The organism is Dyella choica, assembly GCF_003977665.1.
Classification (GTDB): domain Bacteria; phylum Pseudomonadota; class Gammaproteobacteria; order Xanthomonadales; family Rhodanobacteraceae; genus Dyella_B; species Dyella_B choica.
This window is the reverse complement of the sequence record NZ_RYYV01000014.1, coordinates 117,264-136,663: the sequence shown is the minus strand read 5'-3', so window position 1 is coordinate 136,663 and position 19,400 is coordinate 117,264. Positions and strand designations below refer to the sequence as shown.

Here is a 19,400-nt window from a genome sequence, read left to right as displayed (position 1 = left end):
GCGGCACCTCCGCTTGAGGGATGCCGCCATGCTCGCCCTACCTCTGCTCACCTACTGAGACTCGACGCTAATCAAGTGCCAAGCAGGGGAGGGAGCTGCATGCCGCATAGCTGCGATGACTATCCCAGCCTCGGAATGTCGCAATGCTGGGATTATCCTCCCAGCCGCCACCGATTCCCTCAGCGCCCCTGTTCGACGTCAAACAGCTGAAACTCCCGGATCCGCGCCGTGCAGGCGCTCGAAAGCACGTTCAAGCGGACTTTCGACGCGGTGACCGGGGCGAAGCGATCGATCTTCATATGGCCAATCGCTTCGGCCTTGGCGACCGGCGTCCAGGCGTTGTGTATCCACGCCTCGATCGCATAGCTCTGCACGCATTGGCCGTCGTTCAACCATTCCATCGTCAGCGCATGGTTGAACGTGATGGGGTGGGCGAAGTCCACTTCGAGCACGGCGTGGCGGGAGCCGTCCGGGGCCGACCAGAATGTGTCGGGATTGCCGTCCAGCGCCGCGTCAAGATTCGGGTCGCCGGAGGGCGAGGGAAGGCGATGCGGTACCAGGTTCTTGTCCTCGCCGTAACGCGCTTGCAATGCTGCGCCAAATTCTTTCAATCGCGTTACGTCGGCATCCGGCAGCAAGCCATGCCGATTCGGCGCGAGTCCCAGCATCAGCTGGCCGCCGCGGCCTACGCTGTTTTCCCAGATATCCATCAGTTCGTCGACGCTCTTGAGCGTGTGGTCGCTGTCGGGATGCCAGAACCATTCCAGTTTGTGCAGCGGCGTGTCCACCTCCACCGGGCGCCAGCGCAGTTCGGCGTGGCGGTCGATCACGTTCCAGTTCTCGCCACGGATATGGCCGTCTTCCTGGCCCACCCAACGGATGTCGCCGTAGCCGAACAACGCCACGTCGGCGAACACCATGGTGTTCGGTTGATAAGTGCGCAGCTCTTCCATGTATTTTTTGAAATCGTAGACGTGGCCCGCGCTGCCGGCGCCGTCCAGCCACCATTCCGCCAGCGGATCGTAGCCCTGCACCAGTTCATCCATCTGTGCCAGGTAGAATTTGTCGTAGGCCGCCGTGTCCTTGTAGCGCGGCTCGTGGCGATCCCATGGCGACAGATAGATGCCGAACTCCATGCCTTCCTTGCGCACGGCATCGGCTGTCATCCGCACCAGGTTGCCGTGCCCGCTCATCCACGGGCTGTTTTTCACCGAGTAATCGCTTTGCTCGGTCGGCCACAGCGCAAAGCCATCGTGATGCTTGGCCACCAGCAGCAGATAATTCGCGCCGGCAGACCTGGCGGCGCGCGCCCACTGGCCGGGGTCTACGCGGTCGGGATCGAACACCTTTGGATCGGCCGTGCCGTCGCCCCATTCGCGGTCCAGAAAGGTATTCGTGCCGAAATGTACGATCACGCCGAAGCCCAGATCCTGCCAATGCGTTTGCTGCGGCGAGGGTTTGACATCGGCAAAATTCTGCGCGGCCGCGCCGCCGGTGAAGAGTGCGGAGACCAACGCAGCGACCAACAAAACGTTTCGGCGGATCGGCATCGTTTGAATACTCTTGGGTCAAGCAGTGCGGTTGGAGGAGCCGAACTGCAGTGCTTCGGAAATTTCCCCGGTGGCGCGGAGCAGGGCGGCGACCACGTCGTCAGTGGATTGCGTGGCGTTTTGTTGTTCGATGTAGGGAATGGTCAGCGCGCACACCGCGCTGCCGTGTTGCAGCACCGGCGCTGAAAGGTCGGTGACCGCATCCACCACATGGCTGCGCTCGCAGGCATAGCCGCGCGCGCGCAACTGATTGAGCAGCCGCGTCAGTTTCTTGCGATCCAGCGTGGGTTCGAAACGCTGGATGAGGTCCAGCCAGCGTTCGCGCGTCTGTTCCTCCCGAAAGGCAAGCAGCACGTGGCCTGAGGTGGACTGCGACATCGGGCGGCGATGCCCCACGCGCACCACGAGGGCCACTTCGCCGGGCGGATCCACCCGCGCCACCACCACGATCTGTTCGCCGGACGGCACCACCAGATGGCAGGCCTGGCCACAGACGTCCGCCAGGTGATGCATCACCGGCAGCGCCGTCTCGATCGCGCTTTTCACCGGCGGCTGTTCCATCCCCAGGCGGAACAGGCGCGGCGTGACCGAGTAACCCACATCACCTTCGCCGCGGGTGATGTAGTCGCGTTCCTCCAGCACCTGCAGCATGCGGAAGATTTCGCCGCGGGAACGGCCCACGCCTTCGGAAATTTCTGCAATGCTCAGCGGGCGGCTGGAGGCGGCCAGCAGCTCCAGGATATCCAGCCCTTTGTCGAGCGCCGGGGCGCGGTACTTGGGCGTTTGATCGGCCATGGCTTTCCCCTTGTCCAGTGGGTTCCGTTCGCGCCATCTTGCCGAAAACCCGGCCACATGTTGCGGCGCGACTTGTGCTATCTATGAATAATTGTTTCATATTTGCACAAATAGGCGGGAGCGTCACCCCGGCGTCCGCTGCGAGGGGTAGGAGAGGAAGGTGGAAGTGCAGACCGTAGTAGAAGAACCGGTGCCGGCCACCGACGCCACGCAGATGGGCCGGATCTGGCTGCCGCTGGTGCTGATCGTCAGCCTGTTCTTTCTGTGGGGCGGCGCCAACAACCTCAACGACGTGCTGATCGCGCAATTCAAGAAGGCCTTCGTGCTCAACGACTTCGAGGCCGGCCTGGTGCAGAGCGCGTTCTACCTCGGCTATTTCCTGATCGCCATGCCGGCCGGCATCTATATGCGCCGCTTCGGTTACAAGAGTGCAGTGATTTTCGGACTTACGCTCTATGGCATCGGCGCATTGCTGTTCTGGCCGGCGGCGGAGCGGGCCACCTACGGCATGTTCCTGTTTGCCCTGTTCGTGATCGCCAGCGGCCTGGCCTTCCTGGAAACCTCAGCCAATCCCTTCGTGACCTTGCTTGGACCACCGGAAACCGCGACTCGCCGCCTCAACCTGGCGCAAGCGTTCAATCCGCTGGGCTCGATCGCCGGGATACTCATCGGCCAGCATTTCATCTTTTCAGGTGTCGAGCACACGCCGGAGCAACTGGCGGCAATGAGCGAAGCCCAACGCACGGCGTATTACGTGAGCGAGACCCATGCCGTGCAGTGGCCGTATCTGGTGATCGGCATCGTGGTGCTCGGTTGGGCGCTGCTGATCCTGGCGACCCGGTTCCCTCGGCTGATCACTGCGCACACGGCCACGGCAAGCGCGGCCATGAATGGCGGCGTGATGGGCAAGCTGCTGCGCGACAAGTCGTTCATCGGCGCATTGCTGTCGCAGTTCTTCTACGTAGGCGCGCAAGTCGGCGTATGGAGTTACACCATTCGCTACGTACAGGCGACGATGCATGGCACGCCGGCCAAGCTGGCCGCGAATTTCCTCACCGCCGAACTGGTCTGTTTCATGATCGGCCGTTTCGCGGGCACCGCCTTGATGAAGTACGTGGCACCCGTGCGTCTGTTGTTCGTGTTCGCGGCCATCAACGTAGTGCTCACGCTGTACGCGGTGATGCATCCCGGCAGCAGCGGCGCCAATGCGCTGGTGGCGTGCAGCTTCTTCATGTCGGTGATGTACCCGACCATTTTCGCCCTGGGCGTGGAAGGCCGTAGCGACGACGAGCGCAAGCTCGGCTCCGGCCTGCTGGTGATGACCATCATCGGCGGCGCCGTGCTCACGGCGATCATGGGAGCGGTCTCCGATCATTCCAGCATGTCCGATGCGATGATCGTGCCGACTTGCAGCTTCGCCATCATTGCCTTGTTTGCATGGCGTCGTCGCTCCGCGCGGAGCGCGATCTGATGCAACATTTTTATTACGCGCTGGACCTCAAGGACGATGCCGCCGCCATCGCCGAATACGAGCGCTGGCACCGTCCCGGCGTGATCTGGCCGGAAATCGTCACGTCCATCCGCGCCGCGGGCATCGAGGACATGGAAATCTTCCGCACCGGCAACCGGCTGATGATGGTGGTGCAAATGGCCGATGGCTATGTGCCTTCCGCCAAGCGGGAGGAGAATGGCGATACGAAAACGCAGGAGTGGGAAGCATTGATGGATCGCTACCAGCAACGGCTGCCCTGGGCCGACGCAGGGCAGAAATGGGTGCCGATGGGTCGGATCTTTTCCTTGCGTGAAGCGCTTGCGGCGACTTGACCCACGCGCGATTTTGTTGGGTTAGTAGGCTGGATTGCGAAACCCAGCTTCGCCATGCATATAGCTGCGCGATGCCGGAATTGCCATCCCAGCCTACGTATTGCGCCAGATGATGTCCGGTGTGATGTTGCGTACGTCGGTCTGTCCGGTCAGTGCCATGCTGACGCTGAGTTCGCGACGGATCAGCTCGATGGCCTTGCTCACGCCGGCTTCGCCCATCGCGCCCAGTCCGTAAAGGAAAGCCTTGCCGATCAAGCCGGCATGGGCACCGTAGGCAAGCGCTTTGAGCAAATCCTGTCCGCTCTGGATGCCGCTATCGATGAGAACCTGCATGCGATCGCCCGCCGCCTGCACGATGCTGGGCAAAACGTCGATCGTCGCTGGGGCACCGTCGAGCTGACGCCCGCCGTGATTGGACACGACGATGGCGTCGACGCCGAGCGAGGCTGCCATGCGCGCGTCACGCGGATCGAGGATGCCCTTGATGATCAGCTTGCCGGGCCACAGTTCGCGGATCCAGTCCAGGTCTTTCCATTCCAGCGTGGGGTCGAACTGGTTGGCGATCCATTGGGCGAGGGTGGTGAGGCTGTCGGTATCCTGGATGCGGCCTTGCAGGTTGCCGAAGGAGCGGCTGGGGGCGTGCAGCATGCTCCAGGCCCAGCGCGGCTTGCTGGCCATGTCCAAAAGGTTGCGCAGGGTGATTTTGGGCGGCACGGAAAGGCCGTTCTTGATTTCGCGATGACGCTGGCCCTGCACGGTGAGATCGGCCGTGAGCATCAGGGCTGAGCATTCGGCGGCCTTGGCGCGCTGGATCAGGTCGCGGGTAAAGCCGCGGTCGCGCATCACATAGACCTGGAACCAGAAGGGTTTTTCGGCCGCCGCGCGCACCTGTTCGATCGAGCAGATCGACATGGTGCTCAGGCAGAAGGGAATGCCGGCGCGCTCCGCTGCGCGCGCTCCCAGAATTTCGCCGCCCCCATATTGCAAGCCGGTGAGGCCGGTGGGGGCGATGGCCAGCGGCATCGACACCGGCTGGCCCACGATATCCGTGGCCAGCGAGCGGTTGTCCACGTTGCTCATCACCCGTTGCCGCAAGGCGATGCGTTCGAACGCAGCGCGGTTGGCGCGCAGCGTTACTTCATCGTACGAGCCGCGATCGGCGTATTCGAAGAAGGCTCGCGGCACGCGGCGCTTCGCCAGTTCGCGCAGATCGGCAACGTTGGTGATGGGTGTTGTCATGCTGCGCTCCTTCTCTCTCTTTTGTCCCGGCTTGCGAGTATCCGCTCCCTCCCCTACATGTAGTAGGGGAGGGCTGGGGTGGGGTGAAGCAACCTCGCGACAACCTCAAACACCGCGGCAAGCTCGTGCAACCCCACCCCGATCCTCCCCTGCAAGCAGGGGAGGGAGCAGGTCAAAGTGATCATTGCGCTGTGGCGGTGACGAGAGGTTCACACCATACCGGGCCATCTGGATAACGGTACTGCGCCAGCGTGGCAGCGTGCATCTGCGCCGAGAAGCCGGGCGTTTGCGGGGCTATGTAGTGCCCATTGCGGATCACCACCGGATCGACGAAATGCTCGTGCAGATGGTCGACGAATTCGATGGCGCGGTCCTCCTTCTTGCCGGTGATCGACACGAAGTCCGCCATCGCCAGGTGCTGCACCAGTTCGCACAAGCCGACGCCGCCGGCGTGCGGATACACGCGTATTCCGTACTTGGCCGCCAGCAGCAGGATGGCGAGGTTCTCGTTGACGCCGCCCACGCGCGCAGCATCGATCTGCACCAGATCCACGGCGCCGGCTTGGAACAGTTGCTTGAAGATCACGCGGTTCTGCGTGTGTTCGCCGGTGGAAATCGGCACCGGTGCCACCGCCTTGCGGATGGCGGCGTGGCCGAGCACATCGTCCGGGCTGGTCGGTTCCTCCACCCATTTCAACTGCACGTCGGTCAGGCGGCGCAGCCAGGCGATGGCATCGGGCACACTCCAGCGCTGGTTCGCATCCACCGCGATGGCGATGTCCGGGCCCACCGTTGCGCGCGCCAGCCTACAGCGGCGCACGTCGTCTTCCACGTTCATGCCCACCTTGAGCTTGATGGTGCGGAAGCCCTGGGCCACGGCCTCGCGCGCCAGGCGCTGCATTTTTTCGTCGGAATAGCCAAGCCAGCCGGGCGAAGTGGTGTAGGCCGGATAGCCCTCCGCCAGCAATTGCTCGATGCGTTCGGCTTTGCCATGCGCCATTGTGTGCAGCATGGTCAGCGCTTCTTCCGGAGTCAGGGCATCGGTGAGATAGCGAAAATCGATGGCGGCGACGATCTGCTCGGGGGTCATGTCGGCGATGAAGCGCCACAGCGGCTTGCCTGCTACGCGCGCGGCAAGATCCCAGGCGGCGTTGACCACGGCGCCGATCGCCATGTGCATCACGCCTTTTTCGGGGCCTAGCCAGCGCAATTGCGAATCGCCGACCATCCGCATCGAAAATCCGCCGAGATCGCCGATCACCTCGTCGAGGTCGAGGCCGACCACGTGATCGGCCAGCGCATCGATCGCGGCCTTTTGCACGTCATTGCCACGGCCGATGGTGAAAGCCAGGCCGAAACCTGCCAGGTCAGGTTGGTCCGTGCGCATCACGACATAGGCCGCGGAATAATCCGGATCGGGATTCATCGCGTCCGAGCCGTCCAGTTCGCGCGAAGTGGGGAAGCGAACGTCGTAGGTGTCCAGCGCCGTGATCTTGCTCATCGAGTGGCTGTCCTTGCATCCGGAAAGGGTGAGTGAAGTGCCGTCATAGGGGGCTTAGCGGTCATTCGGATGCGCGCGGACATGCTGGCGTTGACGGCCAAGTCCGTCGATGCCCAGTTCGATCACGTCGCCGGGACGCAGGTACACCGGCGGCTTCAGCCCCAGGCCGACACCGGAGGGCGTGCCGGTGCTGATCACGTCGCCGGGCAGCAGCGTCATATAGCGGCTGATGTAGCTCACCAGTTGTGCCACGCCGAAAATCATCGTGCGCGTGTTGCCGTTCTGGTAGCGGTGGCCGTTCACTTCCAGCCACAGCGCGAGCTTCTGCGGATCGGGCACTTCGTCGGTGGTGACCAGCCAGGGGCCGATCGGGCCGAAGCTGTCGCAGCTCTTGCCCTTCACCCACTGGCCGCCGTGTTCGAGCTGGAATTCGCGCTCGGAAAGATCGTTGATCACCACATAGCCGGCGACGTGCGCCAGCGCATTTTCCACAGTTACGCTGCGCGCGGTCTCGCCGATCACCACGCCCAGCTCCACTTCCCAGTCGGTTTTCAGCGAGCCTTGCGGAATGATCACCTCGTCGTTGGGACCGCTGATGGCGCTGGTGGCCTTCATGAACAGAATGGGCTGTTCCGGTATCGGCGCGCCGGTTTCGGCGGCGTGCTCGCTGTAGTTCAATCCCACGCAGATGAACTTGCTTACGTGGGCTACCGGCGTGCCGTAGCGTGGTTCGCCAGAGACGAGCGGCAGGCTGTGCGGGTCGATCGCGGCAAGGCGCGCGCGGCCTTCGCGCGTAAGCGCCTGCGTATCGATGTCATTCACGACGGCAGACAGGTCGCGCAGCGCGCCGTCTTGATCGACCAGGCCCGGCTTTTCCTTGCCGGCCGCGCCATAGCGTACGAGTTTCATGCTGTTCTCTTAGGGCTCAGTTGGACCAGCCACCGTCCACGACGTGCACGGTGCCGGTGGTGAAAGCGGATTCGTCGGCGGCCAGATACAGCGCCAGCGCGGCGATTTCTTCGGGCTCGCCGAGGCGGCCCATCGGTTGGCGCTGGACGAAGCTGCGCCAGTTGGTTTCTTCGTCGCCACCCAGGGCGCGCACGCGATCGCCCAAGGACGGCGTTTTCACCGTGCCGGGACAGATTGCATTGCAGCGCACGCCGCGGGTCACGTAGTCGGCGGCAATCGAACGGGTCAGGCCGATCACCGCGGCCTTGGTGGCGGTATAGGCAAAGCGGTTGGGCACGCCCTTGATGCTGGAAGCCACCGAGGACATGTTGATGATGCTGCCCTTGCCGCGCTCGAGCATGCCTGGCAGCACCGCCTTGCACAGATGGAACATGCTGTCGACATTGATCGAGAACGAGCGGCGCCAGCTGATGTCATCGGTCTCCAGAATGGTGCCCGCATGCACGTAGCCGGCGCAGTTGAACAGCACATCGAATGGGCCCCATTCCCTGACGAGCGCCTGGATCTGTTCGGCATGCGTCACGTCGAGCATGTGGGTAGTGATCGCTGGATGTTCAGCAGCAAGGCTGGCCAGCGCTGCAGCGTTGATGTCGGTTGCCAACACCTTGGCGCCTTCCTTCGCAAAGGCAAGGGCGGTGGCGCGGCCGATGCCGGCACCGGCGGCGGTGATCAAGGCGTATTTGCCTGCCAGGCGTCCGCTCATGCGTGCTGCTCCTTGCAGCACGCGTCATGTCGCGTAACGGGTGAGGTCATGGCGTGCTCCTTGGGTTCAGAAGATCGATGTCCAGCGCGTAGAAGCGCACGGCATTGGCGGCAAATACTTCCGCTTGCCTGCCGCTGGCATAGCGCTCGGTGAGATGCATGGCGAGCTGCAGCCAATGCGCGTAATCGGCCTGCATGGTCAGTACCGGCCAATCGCTGCCCCAGATCAGGCGCCCCGCGCCGAAATGGGCGAACAGGGCGGCTACATAAGGTTCGATGGCGTCTTCGCGCATCGGCTCGCCCAGCAGTGTGAGTAGGCCAGATAGCTTGCAGTGCAGTGACGGATGCTGGGACAGTTCCTCCATCCAGCGGGTCCATGGATCGAAGCGGCCGTCGCGGATCGCCGGCTTGCCGGCATGGTCGAGCACGATGTTCAACCGAGGATGCCGGCGCAGCCGGCGCAACAGGGCAGGGAACTGGCGCATGTCCACCAGCGCATCGAAGCTCAGGCCGCCATCCTGGATGCAGTCGAAGGCGCGATCGAGCGAGGGCCTGGCCAGCCAGTCCGGATCGGCCAGGTCCTGCGTCATCGGGCGCAAGCCGCGCAGCAGGCCACGGCCATCGCGAATCAGCGCGTCGATCCTCGCGCTGACATCGCCGGCTTCCATGTCGACCCAGCCCACCACGCCGACCACGGACGAGTCGTCCTGCGCCAGCTCGAATAGATAACGCGTTTCCTGTTCCGTAGGCGCAGCTTGCACCAGCACGCTCAATTGCACGCCGGCCGCCGCGCGCTGTGCGCGCAGATCGTGCGGCAGGAACGCTTGTTGTAGCGCTGCGGGAGCCTGTACGAGCCAGCCATAATCGCCGCGACTTGGCTGCCAGTAGTGCTGGTGGGCATCGACGATGATCACGGGGTGGGCACGCCTTCCTGCAACAGGCCGGCTTCGCGCAAGGCATGCCATGCCGCGGCAGGAATAGGGGCCTGGATGCGTGCGGCAGCCTGATCGACTTCAGCGATCGAGCGCAGCCCGCACACTACGCTCGCCACCGCCGGATGCGCCAGCGGAAATTGCAAAGCCGCCGCGCCCACATCGGTATGCGTGCGAGCGAGTACATCGTAGTAGCGTTGCGCGCGTGCAACGATGGCCTCATCGGCCGGCACATAGTTGTAGAACTTGCCGGGGCCGTGCGCGCCACCTAGCAGGCCGGAGTTGTACGGCCCCGCCGCCAGCACCGCTACACCGCGTGCTTGCGCTTGTGCCATCACGCCTTGAGCTTGTTGCTGCTCGAACAGCGTATAGCGCCCAGCCAGCATGATCACGTCGAGCGGAAAGCGTGGCATCACTTCCAGGCATACCGCTTCCTCGTTCACGCCAATGCCGATCGCCTTGCATGCGCCCTGGGTGCGCAGTTCCGCCATCGTCGGCAGCGCCTCGTCCAGGGCCTGGCGCAGGATCGCCGCGTGATGTTCGCCATGCGTGAGCTCGCCGATGTCGTGCAGCAGCAGCACCTCGATGTGGTCGGTGCGCAGACGCTGCAGGCTCGCTGCAAAGGAACGCAGCACGCCCTCGCGGCTGTAGTCGAAGCGTGCGCGATGGCCGTCGACGATGAAGCCGTCGGTGTGGCTCGTCTGCCGCGCATCGTCCTCGATCAGCCGGCCTACCTTGGTCGACAGGCTGAAGCTCCCGCGCGGCGCGCCACTCAATGCGCCGCCGAGGCGGCTCTCGCTGAGGCCGTAGCCGTAGTAGGGGGCGGTATCGAAATGCCGGATGCCGGATTGCCAGGCGTGCGAGATGGTGGCGGTGGCGCAAGCGTCATCCATCGACTCGTACAAATTGCCGATCGGCGCGCCGCCGAACGACAGCCGTGAAGCCAGCCATACAGGTTTCAGGGCACGGGCTTTGCCGAGTTCCGGCCTGGTCGTCGATGCCGCCATGGGTCCTCACGATGGGTTGCTGAACTGCCCGGGCAGGGCGGTATGGCGAGCCTTGCCGAGCCCTTGTCCGCGCATCATCGCGCATCTGATCCACTGTGTATATATAAACGACTGATTCATAGGTGCCTACAACGACCCCGGACGATCGGCCGAAAAAAAGGGTTGCAATGGGTATTCATTCGATCTAAAACATATATGAAAATTTATTTTGCCAATGAACATGATGGCCGGCGGAGAGTCGCCGGGCGAGTTCGGGGCAGCGAGCGAAAAGGGCGGTCTTATGCGGTTTTCGACAGATAGTGCCGATAAGCACGCGTTTTTCGCCCGGGCTTGCGAGGGCTGACGAGATGGCTGCCGTTGCAGCGTTCTCGGCACTACCTGCCGTTAGGCCGGCGGCCATGCGGCATCCGACGTCCGTAAATAGTTGCGATGACAGCTTTCTTGCCGCCGACATCAGCGGCACCCATGCCCGCCTTGCGCTGATGACGCGCGCTGCCGGCCAGCCGCCCAAGCTGGCTGCCTACCGCACGTATCCTTGCGCTGATCATCCCCATCTGGAAGACATCGTTCGCAGTTTCTGTGTCGAACTTGACGTACAGCCGCGCCAACTGGTGCTGGCCTGTGCCGGTTACGTGCATGCCGGTTCGGTGATCAGCAAAAACCTCGTGTGGCCGGTGTTGCTGCAGCAACTGAAAGAACGGCTGCAGCTCGACGGCGTGTGGTTTCTCAACGATCTTGAGGCGCTTGCCTATGCCGTTGGCGTCGGCGCCGCGGAAGATGCCGTGGTGCTCAAGGCGACGATGGCGCGGGAGGCCCACGCCGGGCCGGTGATCGTGATCGGGCCCGGTACCGGCCTGGGGGCCGCGGTGTGGTTGCCGGGTCGGCCTTCGCGCGTGATCGCCACCGAAGCCGGACATACGCAATTGTCTGCGCGCATCGGCATGGAACAACAGATACTTGCGCAGCTCGCACTGCCGGATGCGCATGTCCCGCACGATTGGGTGCTGTCAGGTCCGGGCCTCCATCGCATTTACACGGCGCTGTGTGCGATCCATGACCGTTATCCTTCGCTGCACGAGCCGTCTGCGGTAGTCGCCGCTGCACTTGCCGGCGGCGATGCGATTGCACACGAGGCACTCACTTTGTTCTGTGGCTGGTTGGGTTCGTTCGCGGCGGACCTATGCCTGCTCTACAGCGCCACCGGCGGCATCTATCTTGCCGGTGGATTTCTTTTTCAGGCAATCGATTTTCTGCGCGCCAGCCCGTTGCTCGAGCGCTTCCTTGACAAGGGCGTGATGCGTCCGTTTCTGCAAAACGTACCGATCCGGGTGATGGAGCACAGCCATCTGGGCGTGATGGGCGCAGCCGGGTGGCACGTTGACAGGCATTTCAGTGCGCGTACCGGAGACGAGCACAACACAACGTCGTGAACTTCACTGTAAGTTTTTCGCAGCACCGGTCGCGGAGGTTACCTTCCCCTTACTTCCGTGACCGGCTTTTTTTTATTCCATGTCCCGATCCTTTCAAGGAGGGGCGTCGGGTTGGAGCTTGCATGGACGGCACTTACTCAAGCGTATCGCTCGACTGCTGTCGCAAACTGCTCCCTCCCCTACGTGTAGTAGGGGAGGGTTGGGGTGGGGTGAAGCAATCTCGCGTTGAATTCAAACAACGCGGCAAGCTCGAACAACCCCACCCCAGCCCTCCCCTGTGTGCAGGGGAGGGAGCACATCGAGACCAGCGTCGAGATGCACGCTTATCAACCGAATCAGGAGAGGGTCGGGCATGAAACGAACTTTGTTCTACCTTGGTTTCGCCTTGGCATGCGTAACGAGTGCCGTTGCTGCACAACAGTCGCCTACGGCGCCAACGGCCAAAACGCTTTCTCCCCAAGACGCCGATCTGGCCTGGCAGAAAGCCACGGCCAAATTCGCGCCGCAACGGCAGGCCACGCTTGCCCGCGTCGCCGAACACATGAACGATGGCTCATTCCGCGCCGACTGGGCTTCGCTGCAGCATTACAGTTCGCCCACGTGGTACGACGATGCCAAGTTCGGCATCTTCATTCATTGGGGGGTGTATTCGGTGCCGGCTTTCGGCAGCGAGTGGTACTCGCGCAACATGTACCAGCCGAACACGGCCGATTTCGCGCACCACGTGGCCACCTATGGCCCGCAGTCCAAATTCGGCTACAAGGATTTCATTCCGCTGTTCAAGGCCGAGCACTTCGATCCTGCGGCCTGGGCCGAATTGTTCAAGCAGGCCGGTGCGCGCTACGTCGTTCCCGTGGCGGAGCATCATGACGGCTTCGCCATGTACGACTCGCAGCTGTCCGAATGGACGGCCGCGAAAATGGGGCCGCATCGCGACGTGATCGGCGAGCTGGAGAAGGCCGTGCGCGCGCAGGGCCTGCACTTCGGCGTGTCTTCGCACCGGGCCGAACACGACTGGTTCTTCGACGGCGGGCGCAAGTTCGATTCCGACGTGAACGATCCGCGTTATGCGGGTCTTTATGGCCCGGCCCAGGCACACCTGGCCAAGCAGGACGAAGACCTCTACAACGACTGGACCTATGTTTCCGAGGCCTGGCGGGACGACTGGCTGGCACGCACCGCTGAGCTGATCGACGCTTACCACCCGGACCTCATCTATTTCGACTGGTGGGTCGGCCACCCCACGTTCCGCGACACGCTGCCGAAGATGCTGGCGTATTACTACAACCAAGGCGCCAAGCGCGGCGGCGTGGTGGTCAATTACAAGCAGGGCGATTTCTTCGAGGGCGCCGGCACGCTGGATATCGAGCGCGGACAACTCACCGGGATCCAGCCGGCGCACTGGCAAACCGATACCTCCATCAGCAACGCCTCCTGGGGCTATATCCAGGGCGATACTTATAAATCGCCGAAGGAGCTGATCCATCTGCTGGTGGATGTGGTCAGCAAGAACGGCAATTTGCTGCTCAATATCGGCCCGCGCTCGGATGGCACCATCCCGGCAGACGCGCAGCAAATCCTGCTAGCCATCGGTAGCTGGCTGAAGACCAATGGCGATGCGATCTACGCCACCCAGCCCTGGCGCAGCTTCGGCGAAGGTCCTACCGAAGTGGTCGGCGGCACATTTCAGGATAACAAGACCAAGCCTTATACCGCGCAGGATTTCCGTTTCACTCGCAAGGGCGGCGCGCTTTTCGCGATCGAGCTGGGTTGGCCCGCGGGTGGCAAGGCGGTGATCCATTCGATCAAGCCTGAAGACCACGTACGCGCGGTGAGCCTGTTAGCCAACGGTAAATCTGTTCAATGGCAACAGCAGCCGGATGGCTTGCATCTGTCGCTGCCGGCGCAGCCGGTGGGCGATTACGCCTACGTCTATCGCATCGAACTGGCGAATTAATCATGAAAAGACTTGCCTGCTTCCTCGCCGCGGCACTCGCTTGTGGCGCCGCTTTTGCAAAACAGCCGACAGCGCTGTTCTATTTGATGAGTTCGCAGAAATCCACCAACTCTTTTACCGCGCACATCGACAAGATCGGCCTGCTGGTACCTACCTGGTACCAAGTCGACGGCCAGGGCCTCGTGAACGGCAGCCCGGACCGCTACGTGCTCGACTTGGCCAAGCAGCATCGACTGCCGGTGACGCCGATCGTTTCCATGTCGGCCGGACGCAACGGGTTCCATGTGCTGCTGCATGACGAAACCGCCAAGCAGCACATGATTGCGTCGATGCTGCAGCAGGCCGCCGAGCAGGGCTATGCCGGCTACCAGTTCGACTTCGAAAGCATTTCGTGGACGGACCGCGATGCCTATACCTTGCTGGTGAAGCAGACCGCGGAGGCCCTGCACAAGCACGGACTGACCCTTTCCATCGCCGTGGTGCCCAATGGACCGGGATATGCCGGAGAGGGGGCGTTCTCCAAGTGGATGTGGCAGTACTGGCGTGGCGCCTACGATGTGGCCGCCTTGGCCCACTATGCCGATCTGATTTGTCTGATGACTTATGACCAGCATACGCGCTGGACCACACCGGGTCCGGTGGATGGCATGCCCTGGGTGCTCGACCAGCTGAAATACGCCTCGAAGCTGGTGCCCAAAAACAAACTCTCGCTCGGCATCGCGTTGTACGGCTATCGCTGGTACACCGGCAATCCGGTGCGCGATGACGGCAGCGAGGCCTCCAATATCTCGGCCACCTACATCGATGCGGACGAGTCGATCCCGCTGTCGCAAGAGCAGAAGGCGTCGGTGCAGTGGGATGCGGTAGAGCATGAGTCCTGGTACTACTTCTACCGTGACGGCATGCGCGAGTGGGTGTTCATGCCGGATGCGCACAGCTTTCGCGATCGCTATGCGCTGGTGAAGCAGTACGATCTGCAAGGGTTCTGTGCCTGGGTGCTGGGGGCGGAGGATCCGAAGGTGTGGGATGAGCTGCCGGTGGCGGAACGGTAGGCTGAGATGACAATCGTAGGCTGGGATGACAATCCCAGCATTGCCATGCATGCCGCCTCACGATGCTGGGATTGCCATCCCAGCCTACGCAGCTAACCAAGCGGGACTTTGAAATGATGCTGGCAAATTTTCCGCGCCTTGCCATGGTCCTCGGCTTACTGGTCATTCTTACGGGCACGGCGTTCGCGCAGGACGAAACTCCCGAGGCTAAAGCGGCTGCGCTGGTCGCCAAAATGACCTTGACCGAAAAAGTCGGCCAGGTACAAAGCGCTGCCCCGGCCATTCCACGCTTGGGCGTTGCCGCCTACGACTGGTGGAGTGAGGGCCTGCATGGCAATGCCCGTAATGGTTACGCCACCGTCTTTCCGCAGGCCATCGGATTGGCCGCAAGTTGGGACACGCAACTACTGCAGGAAGTCGGCACCACGGTATCCACTGAAGCGCGCGCCAAATTCAATGCCATCGGCGCCGGCCATGACCATGGACGCTACCAAGGGCTGACCATCTGGTCGCCCAACATCAACATCTTCCGCGATCCGCGTTGGGGCAGGGGGCAGGAGACGTACGGCGAGGATCCGTTTCTTGCCGGACGCTTTGCGGTGGCCTTCATCCGCGGCATTCAAGGCGATGATCCGGAGCATCCGCGCGCCGTCGCCACGCCCAAGCATTTCGTGGTGCACAGCGGCCCGGAGGCAGGCCGGCATGGGTTCGACGTGGACGTATCGCCCCATGATCTGGAAGACACTTATCTGCCGGCATTCCGCGCTGCAGTGACCGAAGGTCGGGCGGGTTCGGTGATGTGCGCTTACAACGCCATCCACGGCACGCCAGTGTGTGCGGATGGCGACCTGCTGACGACACGCCTGCGTAGCGATTGGGGCTTCAGGGGCTACGTCGTGTCCGATTGTGACGCGATCGATGATGAAACCCGCTTCCACTATTTCAAGCCCGACAACGCGCAATCTTCGGCGGTATCCATCCTGGCCGGTACCGATCTGGATTGCGGAGATGCGTATGCCGATTTGCTCGAAGCCGTGAAAAAGGGCCATGTAAAGGAATCGACCATCGATACCGCGCTCACCCGGTTATTCGCGGCGCGTTATCGTCTGGGTGAATGGGGCGATGGCAAGAGCCCGTACGCCGGTATCAGCATGGAGCAGGTGGACAGCGCCGAACATCGGCAGTACGCCCTGCAGGCGGCGCTGGAATCGATGGTGCTGTTGAAGAATGAACACACCACTTTGCCGTTGCCCAGCGGCGCGCGCATTGCCGTGATTGGCCCCAATGCCGATACGCTAGGGACCTTGGAGGCCAATTATCACGGCACAGCGCGGGCGCCAGTTACGCCGCTTACCGGCCTACGCCAGCGTTTTGGTGCGGACCACGTGCGCTATGCGCAAGGCGCCCCGCCTGCCGAGGGCGTGCCGATCCCGATACCCGAAACCGCGCTGCGTACTACGGCAGGCGGAAGCCCAGGCCTTGCTGGCGAGTATTTCGACAACCTGGATTTCAGCGGCAAGCCGGCCCTAACGCGCACGGATCGCGTGATCGATTTCGATTGGGATCAGGTTGCGCCGCTCGGCGGCCCGCATGCTGGCCGCTATGCGGTGCGCTGGAGCGGTGAATGGCTGCCCCCTGCCGCGGGCGATTACACGCTGGCCGTGCATGTGGATCGCTGCTTCGATTGCAGCCATCAGCATGATCCGGTGCGTCTATCTATCGACGGCCGCCAAGTGCTCGACGACAGTGGCGACGACACGCATATACAGACCTTGCTGCATGTTACCGACCGGCATCCGCATGCCATTCGTCTGGAATACGTGCACCGCGGCCAGGACCAGGGCGTGCGCCTGCAATGGCTGGTGCCGGCGCAGGCGCAACTGGCCCAAGCTCAAGCCGCCGTGCGCAATGCTGACGCCATCGTCGCATTCGTCGGCTTGTCGCCGGATGTGGAGGGCGAGGAACTGCAAATCGACGTGCCCGGCTTCAACGGCGGCGATCGCACCGATATCGGTTTGCCGCAAGCGCAGCAAGCTTTGCTCGAACGCGCAGCCGCCAGTGGCAAGCCGCTGGTGGTGGTGCTGATGTCCGGAAGCGCGGTGGCCCTGAATTGGGCGAAGCAGCATGCCGGCGCCATCGTGGCGGCATGGTATCCGGGGGAAGAGGGCGGCCATGCCATCGCGCAGGTGCTGGCTGGCGACTACAACCCTGGTGGGCGCCTGCCGGTGACCTTCTATCGTTCCACCCGCGACCTGCCACCTTTCGTCAGCTATGCGACGCAGGGGCGTACGTATCGCTATTTCACCGGCACGCCGCTTTACCCGTTTGGTTATGGCTTGAGCTATACCCACTTCGCTTATGCCGAACCACAGCTATCCACGAAGCAACTCGCGGCAGGCAGGACGCTTACCCTGAGCGCCGTCGTGCGCAACGATGGCGATCGCGACGGCGACGAAGTGGTACAGGTTTATCTCGATGCACCCGACGATGCGTCCGCACCGCGTCATGCGCTGGTGGGGTTTGCGCGTGTCCATCTGGGAGCAAAGGAAAGTCGCCGGGTCAGTTTCGAGCTGGCGCCGCGGCAGCTCAGCAGTGTCGATGCAGGCGGCGAGCGCGCGGCGAAGGCAGGGCGCTATCGCGTGTTTGTCGGCGGCGGCCAGCCGGGTGACTCGCAGGGTGTCACGGCAGAGTTCACCATCGACGGCCAGCTGGCATTACCGAAATAGCCAGTCCTGCGTTGGCTGGGGTGGCAATCTCGGCATCGTGCGTTGCACGCATGGCAATGCTGGGTTTTGCAACCGAGCCTACGATTGCCATCCCGGCGCTGGAGTGGTTCTCCTATCGGGGCGGGCAGCCGGGACACGGAGAGGCGGCTACGCCCATTTTTGGTGGAAACGCGTCCACCTCGTCCATGGGTTGGTTGACCCGGGGCGGCTCCAAGGACTGCCTGATCCTTCCGGATGACGCAAATTATGACGAATTGTTGCATTCTGTTGCGTCGCAACTTGCCACGATCTAAACGACGCGTATAAGCTCACTACACGTAAATATGAAATGGACGTTCGTCTATGAATGCTCCAGGATGGGTGGGTACTGGAGGGGAAATGAGGGCTGCAGTCCATCTACATCAGCGCAAGGGAATCTCGATTCGACCGGTTTTCGGGGCGAGGTGGCAAGGTGCGTGACGGTGGCAGCCTCGAAGCGTATGGCGCCACGCGCGATGTCTCCTCTCCGGACGAGTTCATGGATGACGTCGTGCCACATCCCCCATCACCCGCATCAGTGATCTCCGTTCCCGGCAACCACGAACTCTTCCTGGCCGCCGATGTGGGCGGCACGCATGCACGCATTGGCTTGGTCGCGTTCCAGCCGGGGCAGGCCGTTCCCGACACGCTGGCGTATCGCGTGTACAAGTGCGCCGATTTTGACAGCTTCGATGCGATCGTGCACGCGTTTTGCGCCGAGTTTTCGGTAACGCCGCAGCGCCTTGCGCTGGCGTGCGCTGGCTTCCTGCACGAAGGCGTGGTGGTCAACAACAACTTGCGTTGGCCGATCGTGCCGGCCGAACTGGAACAGGCGTTGGCGTTGAGCGAAGTGAAAGTGCTCAACGATTTTGAGGCATTGGCTTACGGCACGGCTTATCTGGATCCTGCCGGCGTAACCACGCTGCATGATCCACGCCGCAACAAGAATGCCGAACAAGCCCCGGTCGTCGTGGTCGGACCCGGTACGGGCCTGGGTGTGGCCGTGCGTCTGCCCGGTACTCCGCCGCAGGTGCTGGCCACCGAAGCCGGGCATATCCAGCTGGCGGCACGCGTGGGCCGGGAGCAAGCCGTGCTCGGCGAACTGGTGCCTCCGGATACGCACATTCCTTACGACTCGGTACTGTCAGGCCCCGGCTTGTTGCGCGTCTATCAGGCGGTCTGCCGGCTTGATGGTGTTGAAGCGCAATGGCAGGAACCTGCCTCGATCACCGCTGCCGCTTGCGCCGGCACGAATGCGCAGGCGGTGGAAACGCTGCGGCTGTTCTGCGGATGGCTGGGCTCCTTCGCGGGTGACCTGGCCATGCTGTATGGCGCCACAGGCGGCATCTACGTGGCCGGCGGGTTCCTGTCGCACATGACGGATTTCATGGCGAAGAGCAGTTTCGTCAGCCGTTTTCTGGACAAAGGCGTGATGCGTCCGTTCCAGCAGACCGTGCCCGTGTACGTCGTGGATCACGCGCAGTTGGGTGTGATCGGCGCGGCGAGCTGGCTGATGAATCACGCGACGCAGCGCGATTTGAAGAACTAGGGACCGGCGAGGCTCGGCGTTCCCGTTACCGCATCGACATGGAAGCTGATGCTGCCCAAACCTGACCGGAGGGAAATGCAGAGCTTTCATACGCCACCGTTGTTTGCAGGAAAGTAGCTCCGATCACCAGGGGCGCTCACAACAGACCC

At 62.6% G+C, this 19,400-nt stretch carries 15 protein-coding genes; 7 read left to right on the top strand and 8 right to left on the bottom strand.

Going from position 1 to position 19,400, the window contains the following annotated elements; genetic code table 11:
- Positions 1-179 precede the first annotated feature (179 nt).
- Positions 180-1,550, bottom strand: coding sequence for an alpha-L-fucosidase (locus tag EKH80_RS17135; protein ID WP_126686006.1), 1,371 nt, complete (start codon positions 1,548-1,550; stop codon positions 180-182).
- Between the two features lie 18 nt (positions 1,551-1,568).
- On the bottom strand, positions 1,569-2,345 hold the full coding sequence (locus EKH80_RS17130; protein WP_126686005.1) for an IclR family transcriptional regulator: 777 nt from the start codon (positions 2,343-2,345) through the stop codon (positions 1,569-1,571).
- Positions 2,346-2,559: 214 nt separating this feature from the next.
- On the opposite strand from EKH80_RS17130, the gene fucP reads away from it, so the two are divergent.
- Complete coding sequence (gene fucP, locus EKH80_RS17125) at positions 2,560-3,816, top strand: L-fucose:H+ symporter permease (protein WP_126686011.1); 1,257 nt, start codon at positions 2,560-2,562, stop codon at positions 3,814-3,816.
- Complete coding sequence (locus EKH80_RS17120; RefSeq protein ID WP_126686004.1) at positions 3,816-4,169, top strand: L-rhamnose mutarotase; 354 nt, start codon at positions 3,816-3,818, stop codon at positions 4,167-4,169. Before fucP ends, EKH80_RS17120 begins: the two co-directional genes overlap by 1 nt.
- A gap of 93 nt (positions 4,170-4,262) precedes the next feature.
- Here EKH80_RS17120 and EKH80_RS17115 read toward each other — a convergent pair whose 3' ends face one another.
- From EKH80_RS17115 to EKH80_RS17090, 6 genes are all read right to left on the bottom strand, one after another.
- Positions 4,263-5,408 carry an alpha-hydroxy acid oxidase gene (locus EKH80_RS17115; protein ID WP_126686003.1) on the bottom strand — a complete coding sequence of 382 codons (1,146 nt, stop codon included), beginning with the start codon at positions 5,406-5,408 and terminating at the stop codon, positions 4,263-4,265.
- 181 nt (positions 5,409-5,589) lie between these two features.
- The gene (locus tag EKH80_RS17110) at positions 5,590-6,909 is read right to left on the bottom strand and encodes an L-fuconate dehydratase (RefSeq protein WP_126686002.1); all 1,320 of its coding nucleotides are present in this window, start codon (positions 6,907-6,909) and stop codon (positions 5,590-5,592) included.
- Positions 6,910-6,963: 54 nt separating this feature from the next.
- The gene (locus EKH80_RS17105; protein WP_126686001.1) at positions 6,964-7,818 is read right to left on the bottom strand and encodes a fumarylacetoacetate hydrolase family protein; all 855 of its coding nucleotides are present in this window, start codon (positions 7,816-7,818) and stop codon (positions 6,964-6,966) included.
- A gap of 16 nt (positions 7,819-7,834) precedes the next feature.
- Complete coding sequence (locus tag EKH80_RS17100) at positions 7,835-8,581, bottom strand: SDR family oxidoreductase (protein WP_126686000.1); 747 nt, start codon at positions 8,579-8,581, stop codon at positions 7,835-7,837.
- A 46-nt stretch (positions 8,582-8,627) separates the two neighbouring features.
- Complete coding sequence (locus EKH80_RS17095; protein WP_126685999.1) at positions 8,628-9,494, bottom strand: amidohydrolase family protein; 867 nt, start codon at positions 9,492-9,494, stop codon at positions 8,628-8,630.
- Positions 9,491-10,519, bottom strand: coding sequence for an aldo/keto reductase (locus tag EKH80_RS17090; RefSeq protein WP_126685998.1), 1,029 nt, complete (start codon positions 10,517-10,519; stop codon positions 9,491-9,493). The genes EKH80_RS17095 and EKH80_RS17090 overlap by 4 nt, the downstream gene beginning before the upstream one ends.
- Before the next feature lie 347 nt (positions 10,520-10,866).
- Here EKH80_RS17090 and EKH80_RS17085 point away from each other — a divergent pair, with 347 nt between their 5' ends.
- The 5 genes from EKH80_RS17085 to EKH80_RS17065 all read left to right on the top strand — a co-directional run bounded on the left by EKH80_RS17085 (position 10,867) and on the right by EKH80_RS17065 (position 19,251).
- A complete protein-coding gene (locus tag EKH80_RS17085) occupies positions 10,867-11,949 on the top strand; it encodes a glucokinase (protein WP_126685997.1) in 1,083 nt (360 codons plus the stop codon).
- Positions 11,950-12,301: 352 nt separating this feature from the next.
- The gene (locus tag EKH80_RS17080) at positions 12,302-13,906 is read left to right on the top strand and encodes an alpha-L-fucosidase (protein WP_126685996.1); all 1,605 of its coding nucleotides are present in this window, start codon (positions 12,302-12,304) and stop codon (positions 13,904-13,906) included.
- A gap of 2 nt (positions 13,907-13,908) precedes the next feature.
- Positions 13,909-14,958, top strand: coding sequence for a glycosyl hydrolase family 18 protein (locus EKH80_RS17075; RefSeq protein WP_126685995.1), 1,050 nt, complete (start codon positions 13,909-13,911; stop codon positions 14,956-14,958).
- Positions 14,959-15,071: 113 nt separating this feature from the next.
- Positions 15,072-17,684, top strand: a complete 2,613-nt coding sequence (locus tag EKH80_RS17070; protein WP_126685994.1) for a glycoside hydrolase family 3 protein — start codon at positions 15,072-15,074, stop codon at positions 17,682-17,684.
- Between the two features lie 451 nt (positions 17,685-18,135).
- On the top strand, positions 18,136-19,251 hold the full coding sequence (locus EKH80_RS17065) for a glucokinase (protein WP_126685993.1): 1,116 nt from the start codon (positions 18,136-18,138) through the stop codon (positions 19,249-19,251).
- The last annotated feature ends 149 nt before the right edge of the window (positions 19,252-19,400 follow it).